General features: G+C 45.7%; 20 protein-coding genes and 1 pseudogene. 14 read left to right on the top strand and 7 right to left on the bottom strand.

Going from position 1 to position 20,463, the window contains the following annotated elements:
• Nucleotides 1-299 precede the first annotated feature (299 nt).
• Entirely contained in the window at nucleotides 300-1,718 is a 1,419-nt protein-coding gene (locus M989_RS04355) for a hypothetical protein (protein WP_064542590.1), read from the bottom strand.
• 529 nt (nucleotides 1,719-2,247) lie between these two features.
• Between M989_RS04355 and M989_RS04350 the strand changes: the two genes are divergently transcribed.
• Complete coding sequence (locus M989_RS04350; protein WP_064542586.1) at nucleotides 2,248-3,432, top strand: tyrosine-type recombinase/integrase; 1,185 nt, start codon at nucleotides 2,248-2,250, stop codon at nucleotides 3,430-3,432.
• A gap of 55 nt (nucleotides 3,433-3,487) precedes the next feature.
• On the opposite strand, the gene M989_RS04345 is transcribed toward M989_RS04350, so the two are convergent.
• The 3 genes from M989_RS04345 to M989_RS04335 all read right to left on the bottom strand — a co-directional run bounded on the left by M989_RS04345 (nucleotide 3,488) and on the right by M989_RS04335 (nucleotide 7,203).
• Nucleotides 3,488-3,844 (bottom strand): Arm DNA-binding domain-containing protein, encoded by a 357-nt coding sequence (locus M989_RS04345; RefSeq protein ID WP_064542581.1) that lies wholly within the window; start codon nucleotides 3,842-3,844, stop codon nucleotides 3,488-3,490.
• Nucleotides 3,845-3,893: 49 nt separating this feature from the next.
• Nucleotides 3,894-5,807: a DUF927 domain-containing protein gene (locus M989_RS04340; protein WP_064542578.1), complete on the bottom strand. Its 1,914-nt coding sequence runs from the start codon at nucleotides 5,805-5,807 to the stop codon at nucleotides 3,894-3,896.
• An 85-nt stretch (nucleotides 5,808-5,892) separates the two neighbouring features.
• Complete coding sequence (locus M989_RS04335; RefSeq protein WP_064542576.1) at nucleotides 5,893-7,203, bottom strand: tyrosine-type recombinase/integrase; 1,311 nt, start codon at nucleotides 7,201-7,203, stop codon at nucleotides 5,893-5,895.
• 519 nt (nucleotides 7,204-7,722) lie between these two features.
• On the opposite strand from M989_RS04335, the gene M989_RS04330 reads away from it, so the two are divergent.
• The 10 genes from M989_RS04330 to M989_RS04285 all read left to right on the top strand — a co-directional run bounded on the left by M989_RS04330 (nucleotide 7,723) and on the right by M989_RS04285 (nucleotide 13,699).
• Nucleotides 7,723-8,076, top strand: a complete 354-nt coding sequence (locus M989_RS04330; protein ID WP_064542573.1) for a hypothetical protein — start codon at nucleotides 7,723-7,725, stop codon at nucleotides 8,074-8,076.
• Nucleotides 8,069-8,500, top strand: a complete 432-nt coding sequence (locus tag M989_RS04325; RefSeq protein ID WP_064542570.1) for a hypothetical protein — start codon at nucleotides 8,069-8,071, stop codon at nucleotides 8,498-8,500. Before M989_RS04330 ends, M989_RS04325 begins: the two co-directional genes overlap by 8 nt.
• Before the next feature lie 47 nt (nucleotides 8,501-8,547).
• Nucleotides 8,548-8,976, top strand: coding sequence for a DUF2787 family protein (locus M989_RS04320; protein ID WP_064542567.1), 429 nt, complete (start codon nucleotides 8,548-8,550; stop codon nucleotides 8,974-8,976).
• Between the two features lie 58 nt (nucleotides 8,977-9,034).
• Nucleotides 9,035-9,499, top strand: coding sequence for a lecithin retinol acyltransferase family protein (locus M989_RS04315; RefSeq protein WP_064542564.1), 465 nt, complete (start codon nucleotides 9,035-9,037; stop codon nucleotides 9,497-9,499).
• Nucleotides 9,478-9,717: a DeoR family transcriptional regulator gene (locus M989_RS24345; protein WP_072059255.1), complete on the top strand. Its 240-nt coding sequence runs from the start codon at nucleotides 9,478-9,480 to the stop codon at nucleotides 9,715-9,717. The genes M989_RS04315 and M989_RS24345 overlap by 22 nt, the downstream gene beginning before the upstream one ends.
• A gap of 77 nt (nucleotides 9,718-9,794) precedes the next feature.
• Entirely contained in the window at nucleotides 9,795-10,178 is a 384-nt protein-coding gene (locus M989_RS04310; protein WP_064542561.1) for a hypothetical protein, read from the top strand.
• Between the two features lie 88 nt (nucleotides 10,179-10,266).
• Nucleotides 10,267-11,624, top strand: a protein-coding gene (locus M989_RS25240; protein ID WP_157093513.1) for an IS3 family transposase whose coding sequence is annotated in 2 segments (ribosomal slippage) — nucleotides 10,267-10,729 and nucleotides 10,729-11,624 — 1,359 coding nt in all. Because the reading frame shifts where the segments join, the coding sequence is not laid out codon by codon here.
• 132 nt (nucleotides 11,625-11,756) lie between these two features.
• Entirely contained in the window at nucleotides 11,757-12,506 is a 750-nt protein-coding gene (locus M989_RS04295) for a YaaW family protein (RefSeq protein ID WP_058671508.1), read from the top strand.
• Nucleotides 12,507-12,609: 103 nt separating this feature from the next.
• Nucleotides 12,610-13,323 (top strand): helix-turn-helix transcriptional regulator, encoded by a 714-nt coding sequence (locus M989_RS04290; RefSeq protein WP_064542552.1) that lies wholly within the window; start codon nucleotides 12,610-12,612, stop codon nucleotides 13,321-13,323.
• A gap of 58 nt (nucleotides 13,324-13,381) precedes the next feature.
• Nucleotides 13,382-13,699, top strand: a complete 318-nt coding sequence (locus M989_RS04285; protein ID WP_064542549.1) for a hypothetical protein — start codon at nucleotides 13,382-13,384, stop codon at nucleotides 13,697-13,699.
• Between the two features lie 116 nt (nucleotides 13,700-13,815).
• Here the strand turns inward: M989_RS04285 and M989_RS04280 are convergent, their stop codons facing one another.
• Together M989_RS04280 and M989_RS04275 are read right to left on the bottom strand one after the other, a co-directional pair.
• Nucleotides 13,816-14,136, bottom strand: a complete 321-nt coding sequence (locus M989_RS04280; protein ID WP_064542546.1) for a hypothetical protein — start codon at nucleotides 14,134-14,136, stop codon at nucleotides 13,816-13,818.
• A 583-nt stretch (nucleotides 14,137-14,719) separates the two neighbouring features.
• On the bottom strand, nucleotides 14,720-15,643 hold the full coding sequence (locus M989_RS04275; RefSeq protein WP_064542543.1) for an IS5 family transposase: 924 nt from the start codon (nucleotides 15,641-15,643) through the stop codon (nucleotides 14,720-14,722).
• Nucleotides 15,644-15,723: 80 nt separating this feature from the next.
• Between M989_RS04275 and M989_RS04270 the strand changes: the two are divergent.
• From M989_RS04270 to M989_RS04260, 3 genes and pseudogenes are all read left to right on the top strand, one after another.
• A pseudogene (locus M989_RS04270) lies at nucleotides 15,724-16,137 on the top strand (transposase); the annotation flags it as partial.
• Nucleotides 16,138-16,647: 510 nt separating this feature from the next.
• The gene (locus M989_RS04265; RefSeq protein WP_074398729.1) at nucleotides 16,648-19,662 is read left to right on the top strand and encodes an autotransporter outer membrane beta-barrel domain-containing protein; all 3,015 of its coding nucleotides are present in this window, start codon (nucleotides 16,648-16,650) and stop codon (nucleotides 19,660-19,662) included.
• Between the two features lie 56 nt (nucleotides 19,663-19,718).
• Nucleotides 19,719-20,249 carry an OmpA family protein gene (locus tag M989_RS04260; RefSeq protein WP_064542537.1) on the top strand — a complete coding sequence of 177 codons (531 nt, stop codon included), beginning with the start codon at nucleotides 19,719-19,721 and terminating at the stop codon, nucleotides 20,247-20,249.
• Nucleotides 20,250-20,317: 68 nt separating this feature from the next.
• On the opposite strand, the gene M989_RS04255 is transcribed toward M989_RS04260, so the two are convergent.
• Nucleotides 20,318-20,463, bottom strand: a 146-nt coding sequence (locus tag M989_RS04255) for an IS3 family transposase (protein ID WP_157093512.1), incomplete at its 5' end; no start/stop codon positions are given.

The raw sequence follows: 20,463 nt of genomic DNA, 5'->3' as shown, positions 1-20,463 counted from the left end.
CCCGGGGGAAGACCGGGGAGACTCCTCTTCAGGTAAGGGGGAAAAACTCAGCGTCATCAACTCCCCTTGTCAGTCGGGTGTTTCCACGATCTACTCCACCTGTAATATTCCTGTTTTTCACCTTATGATTCTTCGCATCAGCACAATCCCCCGCTTTCCACGTCATAAAAAAATGACTCAGCCCCATCGGAATTGCTTACCTGAACATAAACTTTGAACTGTAATAATTACATTAAACAATGTGTGTTACCGATTTAAAATAGCTGTAATCTAGCTCCTTTGTAAGGAGCTATATTTTGTCAGAAAATAATATTGCTTATATCAGAAATAGCATTTAAAGACCCTCTATAATCGCTCCCTGTTTTAGGAAGAATGTAAGAGTACCTGGAATCACCATTATATATTATTTTCCAATGCTTACCCTCCTCAGACAACTCAAACCCAAGCTCCTTAAGCTGCCTTGAAGTTGCCTTATCCATACTCCTGTAGCCATTAAGTGCTTTTTTCAATTGAGTTTGACGCGCATTTGCTTCCATAGCTTGAGGATTATTGGAAATTAAAGAAGATAATATATGATAACTTCGACTACCTTCTTTCGTATTCACAATAGCAACCTTCAGTGCTTCTATTATTACATCTTTGATCTCACCATTGAAAAAATCTGTCTCTTCCCCTGCATTCATTACTATGCTTCCTTGAGCTGAAGCTTGTGATTGGAGCATTCGAACACGATTTTCTAAAGATAATATATTACTTTTAAGTTCTTCTATTGTTTCATCTTTTGCAACATTATCAGCCTCATACAAGACCATCAACTCACTAGTGTATTCACCTCTAACTTTAAGCGCATTAATAGAATCCTTAGTTCTTCTTTTTTGTATTTCACCCCACCCACCATCTGAAACAGGTGCCATTGTTGATGTGGCTTTTACGACATTATCAAATAATTCATCTTCAAACCCCTTCGCAGTTTTATCCCCCCTACGATAAAAAGAGATATTTTGTCCTCGTGGCCAGTAAATTCCGACTGCACCTGCGTAAGCATTTTTAGAATTTGTCTCATTTTTTAGTTTTATTGAAAACATTTTCTCACGAGGTTCAATTAGAACATGAGCTATGCCACAAACCTTTCTTGCCAATCGCTCAGGAATAATGTTATGAGGATGTTCATTGTAAAAATATTTCGAACTAACATAGATTATTGGCAATCTGTTTTCAGTTTCTCCATTGATAACTTTCGCAGCCAACTTTAAATGTTCTTCAGAATTCGACAGGTAATCAGGTTCTATTGATGTTTTGAATGCATCATCCAAACCACCAGAAAATTTATCTATCAACCTGATTACTATCAAAGGTTTTTTAGGTTGAGGTGCTAAATATGCAGCCTCCTGGCTAACCACACTTGATTCAACTTGGATCCATACCGTATTATTTATTAAGTTCTTATTTATAGATATATCGGTTACCCATTTGTGTGGTTCGGATATTTTGGAATATCTGAAGCAACCTAACTGAACATCTTGGGTGCCATGAGTAATTATATCGATCCTTTCATTACTTGACTCTACATAAAAATCTTCATTAAGATAGTCACATGCCAATTGTGCAGGTATAAAGTTTGTGTGTGGTGATTCATGAATCCAAGAAAAACACTCACTGAATACATCGTCAAATGAGACATCATTTGAAACATAGAAACCAGTAGAGAAAAACTTCATTGACATCGTCCTTTGTAAGTAAGTTGACTCTAAAAAGATAATGAAAATTAACTTCAAAATCAACCCACAAACCATCGTGTTCTACAAAATGAACTTTGCTCTCCGAGATAAGGATTAGAACAATCCAATGTATTCTACATTTTCATAAAATGAAATCTACATGCCAAAGCAACAAATTTAGATCTATAAAAAACATCACAGCCCGGTCTATATTACTGCTTAATATAGAGAGTCTCTAAAGTTAATTACATACCAACTCAAAGAGATTATTTAAACAATGCCATCCATAATGTAATTAAAACTAACTAGGACACATATTATTTCTGTGAACTCTCCCCCAACGGCAATCTTTCTCCTTAAGACCAGAATCGGACCGTAAAGCCTGCTCTTTCTGCATTTCCCGCCTTAATTTATACCATGTGGCACCTTTATTCCCTTCGCCACGCCAGAAAATCAACTCAGCCATTAGCAACGCCGTGCCGGGGATGGGTCAACCCTGACGTTCTTTACACCAGTCACAGGAGGTAATATGTCCACTCCCAAACGCTTCCGTTTTACTAATCAGCTCATTAAATCACTGCCCCCTAACACATCAGATGCACGCAGCACCGATGCCGAATACAGCGACACCGAGATTTCAGGTCTGAAGTGTCTGGTCAGCAGAAGAGAAGGCCGTAAAAAGTTTTTGCTCCGCTACCTCTATCATGGACGAAAACGCGCCATCGCCATTGGTCACTGGCCTGAAGTGGACGTCAATCTTGCCCGTCAGATTGCCATAGAGCATAAACGTTCCCTTGCCACCGGCACTGACCCTAAGCAGGAGCGTGAAAACAAGAGAAAGGAGCTGACGTTCGATGAACTCTTTAATCAGCATTATCTGCCATGGGCTAAATCTGCTAAACGCAGCTGGGGGAAGGATGTACAGCGCTACCGGGATCATATCCGTCCCGCCATTGGTCAGAGGCTGCTGAGCGATATCACACCAGCCAGCATTCTCCGCCTCCAGCAGACGTTAAGTACTTCTCTGTCAGCGGCTACCTGTAATCGTGTCATCGTACTGATTAAAGCGGTGTTTACATGGGCCGGAAGGCAAAGCATGACCGCTGTTCATCCTGCCAGGGTGGTACAACTTCTCAGGGAAAACAACGCCCGACAACGCTATTTCACCGAGGACGAAATTCGTCGTATTTTTCTCTCTGCCGATAGCGATACAAGCTCCGTCGCGGCCCGCTATGTCAAACTGCTGTTACTGACCGGCCTTCGTCGTGATGAGCTGCGTCTTGCAAGGTGGGAGCATGTTGACCCGGTTAAACGCACCCTGTGGCTCCCGGAAACCAAGAATGGCTATGGACGGATTGTGCATCTTAACTCACTGGCGATGGACGTAATCAGAACGCTGCCAACACAGCGTGGAAATCCGTGGTTGTTTATCGGTAAAAAACAAGGCATGCCGCTGAATAACCCGGTGAAAGCCTTTCAGCGTATCGTGCGTCGGGCGGGAATTTTCGACCAGGAAGTGTGTATTCATACCTGCCGCCATTCGGTTGCCGCCCTCATCGTGTCCTACGGCGGTACGCTGTATGACGTTCAGGCTCAACTGGGGCACCGCAGCAGTCAGTCTTCACAAAGGTATGCGCATCTTCATCCTCAGCGCTTACAGAACACCAGTCAGTTACTGGCGGAAAGGATAACGGCTCAGCTACCGTCCTTGTGATAACAAAAAAAGCAGAGGCAAATGCCCCTGCTTTTTTTTACTGTTCAGCCATCAGTCAGAACGGGATATGCTCATAATCTTCATCCGGCACCCGGTTATCATCAAATGCGTTATAGAGTTCACGGGCACGATCGCGGGCGACGTTAACGGACATACGTGGAAACGTGCCGAGGGGTTCATAATGGCAGGCCCCTTCAAGCGTATAACGAGCCAGGAATTTAATCTCACCGTTGGCAATGACGGCCCGGAGCGCGGGCTCGCTGCCATCGAAGATTTCACGAGAAATACCGTGATACAGGCACTCCGCCAGTGTGTAAAACAGAGTGTAATCAGTTAATGACGTTTTTTCTTCATTTTCGCTGCTGATAGCGTGAGGAAAACCCTCATAGTACTCGTCTGATTCAGGAATCATACATCACCTTTTATTCGTTGTGGTTCAGTCAAAATGGTTATATTCAGAGTTAAAATTCGGTCATCACATTGCATTTCAGAAACGCTTTTTTGACCAGGTAGTAAGACTGCGCCATCGTCTTCAGCGCTCTTTTTTTATAGTGCCCCGCACTTTCGCCAGACAGATAACCGGTACGCTCTAACGGTCTGGCCACATCAACGGTCTTAAGTCCCTTTTCAGAACAGAGCTTTTCAAAAACCGATTCATAAATCAGGAAGTCGCCGGTTTTATGATGAACAAATCCCCACATATCCCCCGGGCATCGTGCATGTCCGTCACGCAGGGTGATAAAGTGCCTGCTGCTTTTTGTCACCAGCGTCAGCTGAAGCTCCTCCAGCATGTTACGTACCGGGTTATACTGATTCTGGTTATCATCCAGCCAGCGTCGTGCAGCGGACATAACGGATTCAGCCACCGCATCGCTTTTGAAAGGTAAAAGGCCGTATTTCAGCGCCTTTTCTCCTGCCAGCCATACCAGCGCAAATCTTTTCAGTCCGCGCCGCTGAACGCGGGTAATATCACGCCCTTCATCCCTCAGGGCCTCTTCCAGTGCGTTACAGCAGGCATCTGTCTGTTCCTGGAGCCAGGATGAAAACTCTGCGTAGGTGCAAAGACTGCCAGCCGCATTTTTTTCGGATAACAGTTTGCCGATAAATGCAGGTCCGGCATGACCATAAGCCTCTGCCAGCCCCGTCTTCAGTGCATCTGCACGGGCACGTGTTTCTGATACCGGTTCATCCGGTTTTTGAGCATCCTCAGGCAGCAGTTCCATACTGATGGCCCTGTGCTCCTGCCCCCCCTGTAGCACGGCTTTCTGTTCAGCCAGCTTTTCGGAGATTGACATCTCCCCGGTGGAGAGAATAAACATGCGCCATTTAAACGGCTCATCTGCCGTCAGGCCACGGTTCAGGCGCTCTTTTGCCGTACCTGACGTAATGTTGTAAAGCAGTGAGGAAAGTTGCTTATGATTACTCGCGCCCAGTTCATCGACGCAGGCGACCAGACCAGAATAGTCAGCGAGAAGGCGCTCCATCGCGTTCGGCGTGGTATTCCAGCGAATAATATTCACTTGTCCCCCACTGCCCGGCTCGCTGCCATCACCATGAACCGATGCGCCCAGCATCAGAAGAAGCGTTTTACCCGTCGTGGATACGCCGTGGAAATGAAACATGCCCACATCCATACCGGCAGGAACCAGAAGCATCGAAGCAAAGGACGCACCCAGCGCAAAGGTCTGCGCCCAGCCATGGACATTTTCCCGAATGAGGTTAATCCACTCCTCCAGAGCCCCGCCTTTGTGCAGTCCGGGACGCACGCGGAATCCCGGCAGCAGATAATCAAACCCGGTCAGAGAGGTCACAACAGGCTCATGACCATGTAAAAAGGCCATATCCTCCGAAACGAATCCCATTGCATCTGCCATCAGATAGACAGGCAGCGGTAAACTCCGGCAGCACTGAATAAAACGGTCAAAAAGAGCAAGCTGCTGTGGAGAGGGGCCAACACAAAATCCACGACCTGCCAGTCTGCCCATAACCTGAGCACCACTCTGAACAATATCCTCAAAGCTCACCTGGGCCTTAACATACTTACCCAGCCCGTTACCGGTCATCAGGCTGATCCCAAGACTGGACGCCTTATCTTTCCCACAAAACAGGGCGACAGGCACAACTGGCGTACCGCAAACCAGCACTGGTTTCTGTCCACCGATGTAGAAAAGGCCATCCGCTGTATTCACATAATGCCGTGGCAGCCCATCACTAATACCGAGTGAAGCGATATCATCTTCACCGACTTCAGTGTTTTCAGCACGCCTGATAATTGCCTCCGACATTTTGGTGAAATTGTTGTCGCGGTCAGCAAAAGCGCGAATACGCTTAATCCCGGAAACCTTAGGAACATTGGTTGTCACTTTTTTATTCATGTGTATTACCATCAAATTACGCCACCGTCAGAAAACGGGTGGCATCAGGACCATAGTTAAAAACCATACCGTTGAGTGAAGGTTGTTACCCCATCGCCCGGTTAACGACTTCGTGGTAACGCGCGGGCGAACTGTGCACATATATTTCGGTTACTTTGATAGTGCTGTGACCGAGTAAGTCTTTGACGGTATGAATGTCAGCCCCGCTCTCAATGAGCTTTGTCGCAAAGGTATGACGCATCTCATGGATGGTGAACGGTGGAATACCCGCAGCCTCACAAAGTCGTTTTTGCAGGCGACGTGGCTCAGAAACCGGATTGTCGGTCCCCTTGCCCGGAAATACCCAGCCTTCATCACCCAGATGCTGACGCTGTTCTGTCAGAAGAACGAAAGCCTTATCACATACCGGTACACGGCGGAGCTTGCCATTTTTGGTATGGCGCAGGGTGATAACCTTCCGGCTCCAGTCCACATCTTCAAGGCGAAGATGACGGGTTTCCCCCAGACGCAGCCCCGTCAGGGCAAGGAACATGAGCAGAGCAAGGGCTTCATGATCGGGTTTACCATTACGCCAGCGCTCACAGACGTCCATCCAGCGCTGAAGCTGGGAGTCATCCATGGCACGGCGATCTGACGTCACTTCAGGCAGCGCTTTGATATAAAGCGCCGGAGAGCGGCTGATGTATCCCATGCGTATAGCCCAGGTAAACACCGCTTTAATGAGCGCCAGATGGCGGTTGCGGGTGGCAGGCTTGAGATCGAGATTATGCAGATAGCTCAGAACATCTGCCTCCGTCATACCTGCCAGCTTTTTGTCACCGAGAAGAGGGCGCAGATATTTACGGATCTTAGAAAGGTCGGTGTTAGCTGAACGCTTAACGCCCGTGCTGAGTACGCATTTCACATACTGTTCCACAAGTTCATTAAACGTTATTTTGCTGTGCGTAAGAAAACGCTCACCATAAGTCTCAACGGAAGCCTTAAGCTCCTGAATTATTTTAAAGGCATGCTCCCTTGCGTTATTAATGGAAAATGCAGGGTAACTTCCTACGGCAACGTAAACATTCTTTCCGCGAATACTTTTGCGGACAATAAACTTAATGCGTCCGGACGAATGGAATATAGCCTTAAGCCCGGTACATTTTGTATCGCTGGCTTCGATAGTCCGGCCAGTTTGTATTGCACGGGCTTTACACTCATCAAAATAAGCTTTAGTGAATGCCTCTCTTTGATTCTTTGGGCTGCGATGTCGAACCATTACTTCAATACAGTAATCTTCAACGTCAACGCTGGTTTTCATGTTTTGCGATGACTCACAAAAGCGACCATCCACAGAATCAAAATCATTCCGTTTCATTGCCTGCGTTATTTGGTTTAAAGAACTATCGGGTTTCATAATGCATACATCTCGCTCAATTAATACAGATTAAGGGTATTGAGTTAGATGCTGGCCAGCACATGGAGCGAATAGTATTGGCAGAAATACTGAAGTGCAAATCACCGGCTCTGACATTTTCGTGAGAAAAACACGCGTTAAAGAGGCCTGTTTGCCCCCTTAATCTCCTGAAAGTGCCACTCCCCCACTTTCAGGCTTAAACGTCGTTTCTCCCCATAAATAATATCGATTATGGGGTGCTGATTATTTTTTAAACTATTTAAGGCGTTTTGTGATTGAGAAAATAAGTAAGAAAATCAATAGCAATTGTGCACAAGCCTTCTCTCATTTTCAGTTAAAACAGCACATACTAGTTTTTTTATGAAATGCTGATAATCAAACAAAATCAGGATTTAGTGCCAGACAATCACTAAATTTAAACCCATAAACACCAGAAAAATTATAACACACGCAAAAATGTAACTGAGACTCATTCAAAAATATATTATCAATATGAATCAATAATTTATGGAGATAATCATGTTTAAACTTACTACTCCCACCAGTCTTCCTCTCCTCAACCTGCCCGCCTCCGCGCTGGAAGCCCTCAGCAATGAAATCCTTGGACCTGTCGAGGATATCGACCTGTTTACCGCCTTCTGGAACGAAACGGGAACCCTGCTCTGGCATCTCAACCACGATGACACGCTCCCCGAAGACCCGCTGCTGGCAGTCGCACTGGCTAACCCGGAATACGTCACCGCGCTTGATGATGGCTGGTATCTCCTGCTCGGTATCGTCTGCGATAACGGACAGGGTATCTATCTGGTGTTCCCGGACACGACCGTTATCACTGAGCTACAGAATCTGATTGAGGCGCTGAACCATGAGTAAGAAAAAAATCGCTACCGAAGCCGCTGTCACCGAAAGCTATACCGTGTTCTACAGCGGGGAAGCAGAGAAAATCAGTCCCCACAGTAAGGGGCTGCTGACGTATGAGCTGGGTCAGGAGGATGAAACCGGAAGCCTTGCCCTGCGCCTGACCGCCAATGGTGAAGGGGGCCTGTTCTCCCGCGAGTGGATAAGGCTTGATGCGATTCACGCCATTCTTGAACAGCAGCAGGACAGCTTTCCGTCCCGGGTGTTCCGCCCGTTGTTTGGTCAGGGCAGCACCAACAACGCCGGGTTTCTTGCCGCTGTACTGAGAAGCCCGGATATCTGTCTTATCGAAGCGGACAGCAGCAGGCTCTTTATGCACCGCTGTTATGCCGACTGGCCGCATCGTATGACGCAGCTTGCTACGCTCAGCCAGGACTAACCCCCCGCTTTTTCTGTGTTCCATACCCCTTAAAAAGGAAATTCACTATGTCATCACCCGCTATATTGCAGGGCGGCTATGTGCTGCCGCTCTCCCGGTCGTTCACCCAAATGCTTCTGGATATCGTCGCGCAAAAACCGCCTCATCGTCACCCCATCACCGGATTAACCATTAATTTTCGTGACCCTGAATACTCACCGGAAACGGGTGGCTGGCATCCGGTCGAAATACGCCTCATCCCTGCCGGAGAAGACTGGCATCTCGATTACGTTACCGATTTTCACTATGCAGGGCATCCGTGGCCTGAGCTTGAAAAAGATGTCGATGTGAGCTGGACGCATCGGTACACGTGGCTTTCCCGCTGCGGCGAAATCTCTCATGCCGACGCCCGTGAGTGCTGGTCGCTGTGGGAGCATAACTTTATGGCTTACCACGATATGGGGGTTTTCACGGTCCGTACGTTGTGGGAAAGCTGAGTATTCACCCGGTTTCCCACGCATCCCCCCTCTCCCCCGTAGTAAGGAACTGAATGTTATGTACCGGCTTCTGCTGCTGAACTTCGTGGATTCATTTATCGATAACTGCATTCTCACCTGCGTCGATGAACCGGCTTACGGCGGTATCGTGCAGTGCGAACTGCTTTTTGGCCTTGCCGCACACAGCGGTATCTATGTGGGTAATGGCGATATTGTTCATCTTGATGGAGATGGAACCGTTATCAAAAGTAAGGCCAAAGGGTTTCTTGACCGGCTCGATGGCTGGAACTCCGCTATCTCGGTGTATACCGACTGTATGGATTTAACGCCACAGGGTTGTACGCAGGCCGCTGAACGGGCACAGGCGGCAGTGGGTCAGCGCTATCCCTACAGCCTGCTCGACTTTAACTGCCACCGGTTTACTGCACGCTGCGTTACCGGCGATTCGTGCCCTGATATCTGGCTTGCCAGACATCTCGATTCTTTTCAGAAAGGGGACCGATGGCGCGTATGGCAACGATGAACGTTAATCGTCGCAGGCAACACGCTACCGGACAGGGAGAACGGCTTATCCGCCTGACCATGGTGCTGTTTTACGGTCAGACAATATCTGTTCGCTATATCACCCGACGATTTGACGTCTCTCCCCGTACGGCAAGACGGGACCTCACCCATCTGGCCTTTGTGCTTGAATCCGCTGGCCCTCACCGCTGGCGACTGGCTCCCTCGCTGAAACCCTGACTTTTTTCTCTGCCGGACATCTCCTGACCACTCCGTGTGGCAGGCTGTCTCCGCTTTTTAATCCATAAGGGAAAATGATGAAAATTCTTAAACTGTTAACCGCCACCATTCTGCTTTCCGCCTTCAGCCACAGTGCATTTGCCGATGAGCAGGCTGACGCTCAGATGATTACCAACTCGACCTTCTGCGCGATGTACTCCACCCGCCTGACCCAGACCAGTGACAGTGGCCTTCAGGTAAAAGGCGTTAATCTCAATGCCCGCTTTAACGGACCGGTATTCAACCGGGTACTTCAGGTGATGAACAAAACCTATGGCAGAACCTGGCTCGAATCAAATGCGCGTAGTGGCAGCATGACCGCCATGCAGCTTTCGCAGTCGGAGCTGCTCTATAACCCGGAATATGCGCGTCAGTGCGATGCCTTCGCGAATAAAGTGGAAAAGGAATGGCGCAAAAAGTAACCACAACAAAATAACCGGTGAACAAAAACCTGCTTTGGTGAACTGCACCCAAAAAGTTGGACATCCAACGAAGTAAGGTGCAGTTTTTATGAGCAAGTATTCTCTCAGCTTTAAGCTTGAGGTTGTACATCACTATCTTTCCGGGCCGGAAGGGCAGAGAGCGACTGCAAAGCGTTTTGGTATCGACCAAAGTGCCGTCCGTAAGTGGACTGCTGCCTGGAAGCTTCATGGCGAAGCCGGACTGACAACCCGGCATTTCACCTATTCTCCCGCCTTTAAAGAGTCCGTGATCCTTCATATGCGTGAACACCGACTCTCTGTTCGCGAAATCTGTGCAAAATTCACTATCCCTGCCTTTTCCACTGTCCGTCAGTGGGAACGGCTGTATGATGAAGGCGGATTAGAAGCCCTTACTGACTGCCGACGCAGGAAAAAAACGATGCCAGAACGTCCTGAGAATCACCCTGTCCCTTCTTTGCAGGCCCCTCTTTCCCCGGATGAGCGAGAGGAGCTTGAACAACTGCGTGCTGAAGTGGCCTATCTAAAAAAGCTGCAGGCCTTACTCAGGGAAAGAGACACGTCAAAACGCGGGATAAAGCGCAGGTCGTGAATGAGCTAAGGCCGGAGTTCCCTCTTGCGCGCTTGTTAAAAGCGGCAGGGCTGGCAAAAAGCACGTTCTACTGGCAACTGGCCAGCGGTAAAAAACCAGACAAATATGCCGGTGATAAGCAGCGTATTTTAACGCTGTTTCATAAACATAAAGGACGGTACGGATACCGGCGGATCACGCTGGCGAGCCGTCGGGAAGGTAGCTTACTGAACCATAAAACGGTTCAGAGGCTAATGAAGGAGTTAGATTTAACCAGCTGTATCAGAAGGAAGAAATACAACTCTTACAAAGGCCGGTACGGGAAAGTTGCGGGTAATGTGCTGAACCGGCAGTTCAGTGCGGATAAGCCCAATCAGAAGTGGGTAACAGATGTGACAGAATTTAAAATCAATGGAGAAAAGCTGTATCTGTCTCCGGTTCTGGATCTGTATAACGGAGAAATAGTTGCGTATGAGATGGCATCCCGGCCTCTGCTGCCGATGGTGGATGAGATGCTGTCGAAAGCGATGTCGATACTGGGAAAAGACGAATATCCACTACTGCACTCAGATCAGGGCTGGCAGTACCAGATGGCGCATTATCAGAAGCGACTTGAGGAAGGTGGTCTGAAACAAAGCATGTCAAGAAAGGGAAACTGTCACGACAATGCCGTAATGGAAAGCTTTTTCGGTACGCTGAAATCTGAATGTTTTTACCTGTCGAACCATAGAAATATCAGCGAGTTGCGCATGGTTATCGATGAGTATATCCACTATTACAATCATGAAAGAATCAAACAGAAACTAAAAGGCCTGAGTCCGGTAGAGTACCGAACCCAGGCCCTGATAACCGCTTAATATAAACTGTCCAACATTATGGGGTCAGTTCATTGGGGCAGGTTTTTTTTTACTTTTTCTTTTTCAGCCGGACACGCCCTGTCCGGGGGCATCCTTAAACTGTCAGGTCCAATATCTGCTATGAGGTGAAATATGGCGACCTACCGACACGACCCTGACCTTGAGTTTCTGCGCCACTGCCATCGTGACGATCTGGATTTACTGGTTTCTGTGCTGATTTGCGATCCAAAAGACGGACTGGCACGTATTACGGAAACGCTGACTTACGATCCTCAGTATAAAAAACACAAGCCCAACCATCCGCGCTACTGGGATGCCATTGCCGCCGAGGTTCAGACATTTGGGGCGAACAGCTTCGCCACGCTGCTCCGCTGGGGTAAAGGGGTGCTGTACCGGGAAATACTCACCGATGCCTGCGATAAAATGAAGGTGAACTACAACAGCAAGTCCAGCGTCGAGACGATTGAAATGAATCTGCTCATGAAGATCCTGGAGAAAAGCCTTGAGAAGATGACGCCCGACCAGTTAAAGACCGTAGCGGAAGAGTTGCAGACGGGCTACAGCAATCCCACGCCGGAGCTGCTGACCATGGCAATCCAGGCGGGGATAAAAACATCCGGGTTTGCGGCCTATCAGATGGCGCTTGTGGTGACGAATGGCGTGGCGAAAGCCCTGTTAGGCAGAGGACTTACCGTTGCAGGAAATGCCATGCTGACACGTACCATGGGCGCTTTTGCCGGTCCCGTGGGCTGGGTGCTCAGTTCTCTCTGGCTGCTGATAGATTTAGCCGGTCCGGCATACAGGGTGACGTTACCATCCTGTATTTTTATTGCCTACATGCGCCAGAAGCATCTTTATTCACCTGAGAGTACTGACGTTTAACACTTAGCATTTAAGGTTTTCAGGCTTTAAAAAACATCAGAGGGCGGACAAATCCTGTCCGCTACTGCTGGCATCATTTCCGGGCAAAATTCGGGAACGATGTATGACGCTGATAACACAAGAAAACGAACATGACAGACTGGCAACCCGCCTTTCCATCATCCTGAGCCGTTTGTTTCAGGGTGAAAAGCTACATATTGGAACACTGGCAGAAGAATTCGGGGTGACGACGCGAACGCTGCGACGGGATTTCAACGTCCGTCTGACGTACCTTGATATTGAACAGAGCAACGGCGTGTATCAGCTTGCCTCCCATTACTTTCGTCGCCGCACGGAACGGGATATGAAGATACTGGCGAGACTGCTGCATCTTGACCGTCTGTTACCCGCGATGGATGCCAAACTGCTGAGCCTGCTGCTTGACGGGGAGCACCCTTCACCCTACAGGATTATGCTACCGGAGCCGCACCAGAAACCCACGCTCTTTGGTGATTTCAGCAGACTGACGCTCGCCATACTCAACCAGACCCAGGTGCGTATCAGAACCGACGAAAACGTCAGCCATACCGTTCATCCCTATCGTCTGCTTTGCAGCCATGCGGAGTGGTTTCTTGCCGGGTGTACGTCACCGGGCGTGTTCGTTATCTCCCTGTCCCGAATCAGGCTGGTTGAGGTATTACCGGATACAACGTTTGAAATCGATGACGCGCTCATTTCGCTGATTGAACAGTCTGACTTTATGGAAGCGTTACCCCACATGAACATTATTCATCAGATAATGCATTACGGGAGCAAACAGACGAATAATCGTAATTAAAATCACAACATATTATTAGTGATGATTAAATCACATTAACATGATAAGTGAGAAAGTTATGATTATCGATAAAGAATACGCACTTGTAGATGCAACAGCAAGACTTAACACTGACCTGAGAGATTATGAAATTGAAATAAATAAGGCTGCAAGCGTAACGTTTGGCAATGACCTGGCAGACATAAAGGTATACCAGTCCAGTTTTATCATCAGTATCAGGGCAGACGGTGAAAAAATAAAGCACGGTCTTCTTGTTAACTTTGGTAAAAATATAGCAAGACAGGTTTCATCACTTTGTGCATCCGCAATGCGCGTCTATCCGAATGAAAAACACAAACCGAGCCGTCAGCTTTTTAGATGCGTAACAGCAGTATAACTGCCGCAAAATAATCATATTTAAATTTAACTATCAAAAATAGAACTAACACATTGATTGAATATTCAGGTTCTTCAGTCAGAACAGAACCTGAATATGTGCTTATTCTTATCCAACTAAACTTTGTTTTTCATAATAAACTTACAAATATCAGCACCCGCTGCTGTGAGCTCTCTAAAATCATCGGTCAATAGTGATTTATAGCTTGATACAAAATAGGTTTCAGGCAGGTCCGTGATTTTCTCTATGATACCTTCCAGCTCTCTAAAAAGATAACTCTGGGCTTCCAGTTCATGCGCATACAAATCAGCCACCCTCCAGCGCAAAATCAACATCACTTCATCAGCCTTACATTTTGGATAACAAACCACAAGCAACTGAAATTTAGTCCTGTTATCCACACAACTTCCAATTATAAAATCCAATAGCTGTTTCATTTAACTAACCTTAAAAATATAAAACTCACGCATTGATTATAAAAATACAAAACCACCTGTAAAAACACTGTATATATCATCAAAGTGTGCATCAGACATGTTCACTTGACAATAATATCACCCAAGCCTGCTTGAATAAATAATATTCATTCGGAGACAGTAAGAATTGTACATTTCAAGACCACCGATGTCGGTCACGCTAACCAGAAGTGATTTAGCATAGATAATTACACCATTTTGGCGTCACCGGATTCAACATTGTAGCTCACCCGTTGACGCAATAAGTCAGGCTCTTCACTATTTAATGAATGACACATTTGTTGCACTCCGGTCAGATGATGGCTATGAACGTTTATTTCATCACGGCATATCCATACAAGGTCAGAGATGTAATGAACTGCCCCTAAACATCGCAAATGATGCCCCAGAAATCGAAACAGCATATCCGATTGATTCTCTGCACATTTCATTAACCATTTTAACCTTTATTAGGGACGCTATCAGGCATCACTCAAATCTGCCAAAGAAGGGCTTTGTTGAATAAATCAGATTTGAGGCGAGTCTTCCTGTAACAGCTCACTGTTCAGGCAATGCGCACGCTTTCTGGCATACCCGCCTTCGTCATTTTGTTCAGTGCACGCACCATCGCCAAAGCCTCTGCAACCTGACCGTCGTAGTCCCGTAGCACCAGCGAACCGCCTAACAACTGCTTTACCCTGTACATTGCCGTTTCGGCTATTGAGCGACGATTATAATCTGTCGCCCATTTCCACCGGGCATTGCTCTCGCTCAGCCGTTGATTTGCCACTGCACAGTTTCGGTCCGCATATTCACCCGACCAGTGACCCGCAACTTTCCGGGGAGGGATAAGTGCACTGATTTTCTTCCGACGCAGTTCGTCGTGGCATAACCGTGTATCGTAAGCCCCGTCTGCCGCCGCAGACCTGATTTTCCGGTGTATCTGTCGGATAAGAGCCGGGAAAGCTTCGGCATCGGTCACGTTGTTCAGCGACAGGTCTGCGCAGATGATTTCATGTGTTTTTGCATCAACGGCCAGATGCAGTTTTCGCCAGACACGACGCCGCTCCTTACCGCGCTTTTTCACTTTCCATTCGCCTTCACCGAAGACTTTCAGGCCTGTGGAATCAATCACCAGATGCGCTATTTCACCCCGGCGAGGTGTCTTAAAGCTGACATCAACCGACTTCGCTCGTTTGCTGACACTGGTGTAATCCGGGCAGCGCAAAGGAATGCCCATCAGGGAAAAAATGGAATCAATAAAGCCCTGTGCAGCCCGTAGGGTCAGCCGGAAAACGCGCTTAACGACCAGAACGGTGGTGATGGCAAGGTCTGAATAACGCAGAGGTCTGCCTCGTGATGAGGGCGTTGCTGATTCGTACCACGCCTGAATGGCTTCGTCGTCCAGCCAGAAAGTGACGGAGCCGCGATAAATGAGGGCTTTGTTATAGGCTTTCCAGTTGGTGATTTTGTACTTCTGCTTTGCCACTGTGTTGTCTGTATTATCAGGATAATGCGTGATCTGATCCTGCCGTTTGGCAAAAGTTCGATATATTCAACGAAGCCGCCTATATTTCGAAAAATTTCAGTGAATTATCTGCATTATTGAGCGCCGTTAAAGGTGTTGGTGCAGCGACTGTTGCCGTGCTGCTGGCCGAGGTTCCGGAACTTGGAATGTTGTCACTACGTGAAATTAGTGCGCTTATTGGGGTTGCTCCAGTAAACAGGGATTCCGGCACGATGCGTGGTCGCCGAACAGTATTCGGAGGGCGCGCTTCCGTCCGTACAGCTCTCTATATGTCAGCTCTGGTTGGGACGAGGCACAATCCGGTAATAAAAGAGTTCTACACACGCCTGGTTGTCGCAGGAAAACCCAAAAAAGTTGCACTGACGGCCTGCACCAGGAAATTGCTGACCATCCTGAATGCAATGCTGAAAAAGAAGGAAGCATGGGATCCGGTGTATCACCAGCATGCTTCGTAGTCGCGCTCGAAAGACAGTTGCTATGCTCAAACTATAGGGCAGGATCGTCTACCGGGGCTGGGTCAGTCCACTCAGCCGCCCATGGGCTGAGTATTACCATTACCTTTCTGTTTTTGTCAAACTCAGTTGTGGAATAACACTTTCCAAGTTGATATGTGAGTAAAATTTAGCTACAGTAAGTACGTAATGAAACATCTTGTTACATTAACACAGGTGATCATTGGAACTACTTGCTTCGGAAGGAAATGAGAGCAGGAGTCACGAGCCTCCGCTTGAACAAAAATGTGCCCCTGAGACGCAACATCGCGAATGTCGTAATCGTCAAATCTGCGGCATGGTATATTGCATACTGTTTTCAGCTCAAAGATGGTCAGCCAAAACACAACTAGACGAATTGCTACACTCGCGCCCTGATATGTTGGGAAAAGAAATGGAAAACGCTGAAAGCATACTATATTTCCAGTCAGGATCATTACCTAGAATAAAATCCCATAGGGATAGGAACTAATAATGAACAGAGTATATAAATTAATTTGGTCTACATCACTTAATATCTGGGTTGTTTGTTCCGAATTTGGAAGAAACACGAAATCATCAACCAAAGCATCATTTCTATTTGGTGCAGGATTATGTTTAATACCAAGTGCTGGTTTTACTGCTACTTGTGGTGGATATACGGTCCCTGATAATGGATTTACTTGTACTTCTATTTCACAAACAAACACGCCGAATGGAGATTACGGTCTATTAAATAAGTCATCTATTTATTACACTCCGGCAAGTGGAACAGATGGTGGGTATGGAAAAAATTTCATCCTTGAAAATCAAGACATAAATGTGACCAACGTAAAGTATACATCTGCAGGAGTATTGCTGGGGACTCGCGGTTATGATTCGGAGAATGTTCGTTATAATACATTGACGGGGAATAATTTAACGGTTATTGCAGATGGCATAAATGCTGGGACTTACTCTATTGCAGGATTAGGCGCTGCATTTGGAGGTAGTGTTTACTTTAATAATGTAAATTTAGAGTTTCAAAATGCAAACAATGCCGATATTAATGGTTTAATGGCTGGGCAGGCATATGGTGACCTTGGCAAGGATTCGTCTAACAGTAGAACAAATTATATTGAAATAAATAATAACTACACATTTAAAGCAACAAAATCTAGTTCAACAAATACAAACCCAGTAACGGGGATTAGAGCTATTCAAAACAATGATGGTTCTGGTTTGGGCAAAACAGGGGTTGGTCCGACTGCCCATGTCGTTATTAAGGGTGACTATAATGCTGATATTACATCAGCATACGGTAATGGTGTATATGTTTCAGGACAAGATTCAGCATCCAGACCTATGCCAACTGTAGAATTATTGGGCGATACATCAATTACACTACATGGTGGTGGTAATGCTTTACATATCGGTAAGAAAGATAGACTTGGCTCCTTTGTTCGCGATGGCTGGGGAGCAGGTCAAATCAATTTTGGTGAAAATTCAACCGTAAACATAGATCAGTCCGATGCAAAAGGTGAAGCTATTGTCTTATCTTATAATGGTTCTAAATTAGAAGCTGGTAAAACAAAATCATTTAAAGTACGCTCTCAAGACTCAGTTATTCGTGTCGGAAATGACTTTTTAACCAAGTCTGTACAAAATTCAACCGGGGAGATTTCTGCCAATATTAATAATGCCGATTTCGCAATTTCAGATGACAGTTTGACTGCATCGCTACTCAGAATTGATAACAATCAAGCAGATGTGAAATTTGATTTCACTGGCGAAAAAACTCAGTTGATTGCATCTAAATCTGGTTCTCTATTACAACTGGGTAACACATCGAATATCGACATGACGGTAAGCGAAGGAAAGATTCAGGGACTTACCGAAATGGGAACCACATCATCAATTGACTTAACATTGAATGAAGGCGCTTTATGGCAACTGGCCAAAAAAGGCGCGGAAACTCAGTCAACATTCACTACTTTAGTATTGAATGATTCGGTTTTAAATGGTTTTGATGTTGATGACGCAAACTGGGGAACGTCTGAGTTTACGCTGAAGGGCCAAAGCATTAATTCAAATAATGGTGTGATTAATCTGGATAATGGAAAAGTTGGTGATTTATTGACTTTAGAAGCTAACTATAACGGTAGTGGGAATGCCATTGTAAAAATGAATACTATCTGGAATGCCCCAGGTAATGAAGATGGTTCAAATTCATCATCTGATGTGTTAAGAATTAAAGGTACCGCAACGGGTATGACTACAGTCATACCCGTAGGTACTACGGGCACACTCAATTTAATTGATGGAAATGTGACTCAAATTCAAAAAATAATTAATACTGTACCTGTTATCTATGTTGAACAATCAGGAAGTCAATCTTTCCAGGGAAGTGCCCGAACGACTGGCATATCTGAAGTCCAGTTAGCCATGAGAAATAACCAATCAACCAATGTCGATGAATACTATTGGACAGCAAAAGCAAAAGCAAAAGATGTGGATGTAGATATTTATAACCCTGAAACATCCGGTTATGTACAGATGCCGGTGGCAAATATGGAGTTGGGTTACACAACCCTTGCAACATTACATGAACGTCGTGGAGAAAATCAAACGTTAGCATGGGATGAGTGTGGAAAATGTGTTAATGGTAATGATGGACAAAGTTGGGGGCGTATTGCTGGAGAACATTTAGATTTAGAGGGTAAAAACCGTTTTAACGTAAGTGGCGAACAATACCTGATACAATTAGGGCATGATTTCATCATTAGTGAAAATATAGAAAAGAAAACTCGCAATCATACCGGCGCCTATATATCTTATGGTCGTAGCAATATGGATTTTGAAGACCGTTACAGAGCCATTGATGGAAAGATTGTCGGTAATAAATTCACAGGTAATGGAAAAACCGATGCCTTTAGCCTGGGTTTATACAACACTTACTATGATAAAAATGGTTCGTATTTAGATTTAGTCGGTCAGGTTTCTCATTTACGAAATACATATAATGCGGATGGATTAGCGGAGGTAAAACAAAACGGCTTTAGCGCATTACTTTCATCTGAAGTTGGTCGACCATATGCATTAACGAAACACAAAGAAAATGAGTCTGGCTGGATGATTGAGCCGCAAGCTCAATTCGTCTATCAGTATTTGGATCTGAGTTCATTTAATGACGGGATCCGTCATGTTGATCAAAATGACCAGCATGGTTTACGGGGACGCTTAGGTGTTCGTTTAGCTCATAATAGTGAAGCTCAAGACTTAAGAACAAATACAGTGTATTTAACAGCCAATTTATTACACGATTTCCTTGATCAAAAAAATATAAATATTGGCTCAGATAGCATACATGAGAAATATAATAACACTTGGGGATCGGTTGGGGTTGGTGTTCAACTACCAATAAGTCAGCATGGCTACGTCTATGCTGACGGGCGTTATGAACATTCATTTACATCTGATAAACGTGAATCATACAAAGGAACGGTCGGCCTTAAGTTTACTTGGAAATAAAAATGGCTTGTTTTTTTTAAAACGTCCCATTAATAATGGACATAAAAGGCTATAAAATGAAAAAATATTTTTTTATTATATTAAGTTCATTGTTTTTAACTGCATGCGCAGGAAATGTTAATCATAGCTGGTGCCCTTCGGTTGAGGAAGTTAAGGCACAGGCACCGATTGCATATGAAAATCAGACTATTCAACTTTCCGCCGATGCATTGTTTAAATTCAATAGGGCTGGAATTAATGATTTATTACCAAAAGGTAGATCTGAGCTTGATGATTTAATTTTTAGATTAAAAAGTAACTATGTGACCGTAAAACAAATCGATATTACGGGACATACTGATCGTTTAGGATCAGACCTGTATAATATGAAATTAGGAATGGAGCGCGCTGAAACAATACGTAAATACTTAGTTAACAATGATATACAGACAACTTTAAATATATCAAGTCAGGGAAAAAGGCAACCAATAACAACTTCTTGCACGGCTAAATATGGACTGGAAGCATTAAAAGCATGCTTACAACCAGACAGAAGAATTGAGGTGAGGGTAATAGGGATTAAAATAAAACAGGGATACATTAAATAACGTTTCATTAGAAGGTTATTTGTTAATAAATACTGGATTGACCCCACGACAGTAGACATTTCCTGTCCTCACGACGAGGCCTTTTCGAAGGCCTCCGGACTGACGCAGCCGAGATGACTGTGGCGCCGGGCCCGGTTGTAGAACACTTCAATGTAATCGAAGATATCCGCCCGGGCCAGATCCCGGGTTTTATAGATACGTTTTCTGATCCGTT

It is taken from the genome of Kluyvera georgiana ATCC 51603, assembly GCF_001654985.1.
GTDB lineage: Bacteria > Pseudomonadota > Gammaproteobacteria > Enterobacterales > Enterobacteriaceae > Kluyvera > Kluyvera georgiana.
Note: the sequence above shows the minus strand (reverse complement) of the source record. Positions and strands in the feature narration are given on the sequence as shown.